Source organism: uncultured Campylobacter sp., from assembly GCF_938030685.1.
In the GTDB taxonomy this organism is placed as follows: Bacteria; Campylobacterota; Campylobacteria; order Campylobacterales; family Campylobacteraceae; genus Campylobacter_B.
This window is the reverse complement of record NZ_CALHHX010000207.1, coordinates 1-4,682: the sequence shown is the minus strand read 5'-3', so window position 1 is coordinate 4,682 and position 4,682 is coordinate 1. Positions and strand designations below refer to the sequence as shown.

The 4,682-nt window shown below is 49.5% G+C and carries 5 protein-coding genes; all 5 read right to left on the bottom strand.

What is annotated here, in order from left to right:
- Positions 1–28: 28 nt before the first annotated feature.
- Entirely contained in the window at positions 29–643 is a 615-nt protein-coding gene (locus Q0369_RS09915; RefSeq protein WP_298099330.1) for a hypothetical protein, read from the bottom strand.
- A gap of 77 nt (positions 644–720) precedes the next feature.
- The gene (locus Q0369_RS09910) at positions 721–1,572 is read right to left on the bottom strand and encodes a hypothetical protein (RefSeq protein ID WP_298099327.1); all 852 of its coding nucleotides are present in this window, start codon (positions 1,570–1,572) and stop codon (positions 721–723) included.
- A 339-nt stretch (positions 1,573–1,911) separates the two neighbouring features.
- A complete protein-coding gene (locus Q0369_RS09905) occupies positions 1,912–2,601 on the bottom strand; it encodes a hypothetical protein (protein WP_298099323.1) in 690 nt (229 codons plus the stop codon).
- Positions 2,601–3,740 (bottom strand): hypothetical protein, encoded by a 1,140-nt coding sequence (locus Q0369_RS09900; protein WP_298099319.1) that lies wholly within the window; start codon positions 3,738–3,740, stop codon positions 2,601–2,603. The genes Q0369_RS09905 and Q0369_RS09900 overlap by 1 nt, the downstream gene beginning before the upstream one ends.
- Positions 3,741–3,872: 132 nt before the next feature.
- Positions 3,873–4,682, bottom strand: an 810-nt coding sequence (gene aroC, locus Q0369_RS09895) for a chorismate synthase (RefSeq protein ID WP_298099315.1), incomplete at its 5' end; no start/stop codon positions are given.

Below are 4,682 nucleotides of genomic sequence, written 5' to 3'. Positions count from 1 at the left end.
CTTACCACGCACAAAGGCGCAAGCGCGATTAGTTATCGTTGATTACGTCCAAAATCTCTCTGGCGTGCACGGCGTAGTCGTTCGCCATCGATTTTTGAAAGATCCCGCCAATCTGCGCGTATGAGCCCTGACCGCCGCCGAAAAACTCCTCCTCGCCGTAGTTGCGCTCGTTTACGGCGATATTTTGGTTGTAGATCGGCTTCCCGTTTTTAAACATTTTTAGACGTAGATTGTAGCGCACGTAGGGCTTTGCCGAAACGTCGATGCCGTCGGAGCTGTAAAAGCCAAAGCCGAACGAGCTAAGCTCAGGCGCGATGACTAGCCCTTTGCCTTGTAGCACTTTTTCGTCGTCGGTGACGCTCACGCGCCTTAGGTAAGTGCTAAAGAAGCGCTTTGCCTCGCCTGCGACGAACTCACCGACATCGATTTTAAGCTCATCGTCTCTGCCTAGCTTCGAGCTTGCGGCGTAGCTTTTCGTCCCCATTAGCTCGCTAGGGATATAAATGAGCGCGCTTTGCATGGCGTTAGTCGCGCTTATAGTGTCATCAAACGGTGCTACGTCGGCGTTTTGATTAAACTGCGCTTCATATGCGCAACCGCTAAAAAGCGCGCAAACTATTGCGGCTAGAAAGAAATTTTTCATTGTTTGCTCCGTGTAAAAATTTTTGTAATTCTACCCCGCGGGTCTAAATTTTACGCTGAAACGGGCGTAATCGCTCTTTAATCCAAGCTAAAAAACCGCCTAAGCTTACGCTTAAACGTATCTTTTGGAATTTGCGTATCGCCGAAATCATCGCTCCAAATTTCATTTTTATCGGTAAACAAGCCTTTATTCTGCGCCTGCGGCATAAAGACCACTTTATCCGTAACTTGGACGCCTTTTTGCTTAAAATACTCTAGTATCTCATCCAGATCTCGCCTAGAATATATATTTATAAGGAAGTAATTTCTATTTTTGAACCTTAGCACGATATTTTTGCGGATTAAGCCCAAAGGCTCATCCGCTCTTATCAGCATATAAATTTTAAACGGCAAGATGAACAATATGAAATTTATCGTATGATATAAAAACAATACAACTTTTCCTATGTGTACCCCTATGGACGACTTTTTATACAGCTCGTATGACGAAAAATAATGAAATCTTCCGTAGCTATCATATAGCTCTGATATAATGCAAAAACTTACCTTATCTATATCGTAGGCATCGCAAATTTTTATTACTCCCTCTTTCTTGACAAAATAAAAATCATTTAGCGCCTGATTTAGCGACCCGGGCTTATCGTCGAAAGCATTTATATAGCTGATTTTATTATTTTCCAATAAAAAATACGCGGGACTGCCCTTTCTTTTAATAGGCCAAAGTAATGTAGCCGGCAACAATAAAAAGACCACTACGATAAACATAACTAAATCGGCACTAAAATGCGTGTAAAATTTCAAGTTTAACGGAGTAACTTCTAAATTGAATATTTTATATAAGCAACCGAGTGAAAGAAAAAGAACAATATTGTTTTGAAAGTAAACCGCTCTATCTATGATTTTGATCGGCTCTTTGTCGTAATCCCTCATAAAATTCCTTTTTGGTATGGTTTTCGTATTTTATCACCGCCTCGCTTTCGGTGCGTTTAATGGTGCGAGATATTTGCAGGGGCGGTTGCAGCGAGTTGCAACGAGCGGCGGCTGTCTTAGCCAAGCGGGCGCTAGCGGTTTATCTGCGACCGCTTCGATGGCTGCTTGGGACGCCGAGCGATCTCATCTGCGATTGCTGTGAGTAGAATTTTGCTCGAAACCTAACCCCACAATCTCGCCGCGAAATACTCTCGCAGCATCCGCCTTTGTGCTTCGTTTACGTTTAGCTTTATCCAGACATCCAGCGGGTCTAAATTTTACGCTGAAAACCGAAAAATTTCACGCCTTAATGTCGTAGCTGAAATTTTTCAAAAAATATATGCGTAAAGCCTCGCGCTCGGCGCGGCTGGGACGGATGCAAAAAAATACCGCCGCGCCCGTATCGTCCTTGCCGCGCAGTAGCAGGCAGTCGCGCAGTCGTAGCCCCGCTCGCCCGTCTAGCCTCCGCGCGACGACGAGCTTTGAGGCGATCAAAATAGCAAAAATGCCCGCCGCTGCATAGATCGCAGCTTCGACAAAGCCGAATTTGATCGTCAAAAACACGCCCGCGACGTATGCGAAAAGAAGCAAGAATTTTAAAATTTCTTGCAGTTTCAAAAACCTCTCGTAGCTTATAAGCGGCACGCGAAACGTCCGCACGAAGCCGAACGACGGCTCTATCAGATCGACGCATCCAAGCATAAGATCGTATTTGTCTAGCCCTCTGCGAAAGGATATTTTAAGCTCGTCAAATTCCACGCGCGCCGCCTCTTTGCTACCGCTTCGCAGATAAAGTAACGCTAAAAACATAAAAACGATCGTCAGGCTGGGCTTGGCTCGCTGCGAGCGTAGCAGGCTATCTGTGTAAAACAGCTCCCCCGATCCGCCGATGTCCAAAGAGATAAAAATGCAAAAAAACGCAAGGATAGAGGCGGAGAAAATTCTATAAAACGTATCGTCGCAGATGAGGCTGAATTCGGACTTTTGCATCAGTTTTTGTATAGCGGCGCGTCGGTGATTTTAAATCTAAATTTATTGCCCGCGCCGATAAATTTCACGAAGCTCGCTACGTCAAAGCCCTGCTGCGGCGCGCTTAGCGGCGGCTTGGCAAGGATCTCGAAGCTAAGACCTGCGTAGTTGAAAAACTTGCCGCAGCGCCCAAAGCCGTGCCTGCCGTAGAATTCTATGCGGCGCAGGCGCTGCGCGAGGTTGGGCGCGTCCTCGTGCGGCGGCTCGACGTCAAGGACGATTTGCGCGCGCGGATTTTGCTCGGCGATGAGCGCGAGCAGCCTTGAGCCGATCCCCAGCCCGCGAAATTTCGCATCGATGCCGAGGTAGGCCACGTAAAAAATCTCGCTCTCCCCGCCGCTTGGAATTTCACTCTTTTCGCGACGCGAAATTTTGCTTTCTGCGGTACCTGACGAAATTTTTCCCTCTGCGTCGCTTGATGAAATTTCATCCCTTCCGGCGCTTGATAAAATTTTGCCGCCCGCACCGCAAATCAAACGGTCTGCGTCGATTGAAATTTTGCTATCTGCGCCGGCGTTTAAAATTTCATCGCCGCTAAGAGGCTGCGTTTTTCGGCTCGCGATTTTACCGCTTGCAACGCCAAAAAATTTTGCCTCTGAAAATTCCGCTTTACCGCTTGGAATTTCATCCTCTGCGCCTTCAAATTCCGCGCCGCTATGGGCTTTGGATCTTAAAATTTTATCCGCATTGAGGCGAGGCGGCGGCTGTTTGTGGTGCGAAACCACACGCTTATAGGTTTGCTCGGTTCTATAGACGAAAAAGCCCACCAGCTCCTCGCCGCTTAAATTTGGCGCCGCCGTGGCGCAATTACCCGCAGAGCGGCAATTTTGGCTCGCTTCGCCGCAATCCCGCTTTGCCGCGCAAAAATCCTGCTTCGGCGCGCATAAATTTTTGCCTGTCGCCGCGCGATGTTTATCTGCCGAGCCACCGCCCATGGCGCTAAAATCCTCGAAAATCGCCGCGATTTCAAGCTGTCCTTTGCGCGACATTTTTAAAAAATTTTTTATGCTGATACGCTCGATTTCGGGGAACGCCGCGACGTTGATCGCCTCTATGCGCGCGATCAGCGCCGAGTCCTCGCCGATACGCTCAAGTCTCATTTTGCCCTCCTTGTCGCGATAGGCCTACCGCGTAAATTTAAAATTTGCCCGCCTTGCTCGCGGGAATTTCATCGCTCGGCCCTTGAAATTTCATGAAATTTCGCAAAATTTCGCCGCACCGCTCGTCTAAATTTAATCCTCGCCGTAAATTCGCTTCAAATTCCCCAGCGTCGCGCTCGCGTTTAGCAGTAGCGCATCGGCGATCGCCAGTCGCGCCATCGCGGTGGCTACGACGCTGCCGCGCACGGCGATACACGGATCGTGCCGCCCGCGCAGCTCGCAGACCGCGTCCGCACCGTGCACGTCCACGCTATGCTGCGCTATGAAAATGCTCGGAGTGGGCTTAAAATGCGTCACAATCTCGATAGGCGCGCCGCTACTTATGCCGCCCAAAATTCCGCCTGCGTTGTTGCTCGCGAAACTTGCGCCGATCTTGCCGCCGTTGGTGCGGATCGAATTTTTGCTAGCGCGCATAAAATCGTTGTTTTCACTACCTTTTAGCGTGCTTGCCTTCACTCCCGCGCCGATCTGCACGGCCTTTACGCCGTTTATGCCCATCAGCGCGCCCGCAAGCGCCGCGTCTAGCTTACCATACAGCGGTTCGCCTAGCCCCGCAGGCACACCCGTAACGCGCGTCAGCACGCAGCCGCCGATACTATTGCCCGCATTTTTGACGCTTAGAATTAGCTCTTTCTGCGCGCCTTCCGCAGCGGGATCGAGTGCGAAAATTTCGCTGTTTTGCGCAAAATCAAAATTTAAAGCTTTGGCGTAAATTTCGCCCACGCCGCAAATTCCGCTTTTTACGGAAATTTTAAAGTGATTTAGCAGGATTTGCGCGAACGCCCCTGCAGCCACGCGCACGGCGGTTTCGCGCGCACTTGCCCGTCCGCCGCCTCGGTAATCGCGCAGTCCGTATTTGGCAAAATATGTAAAATCGGCGTG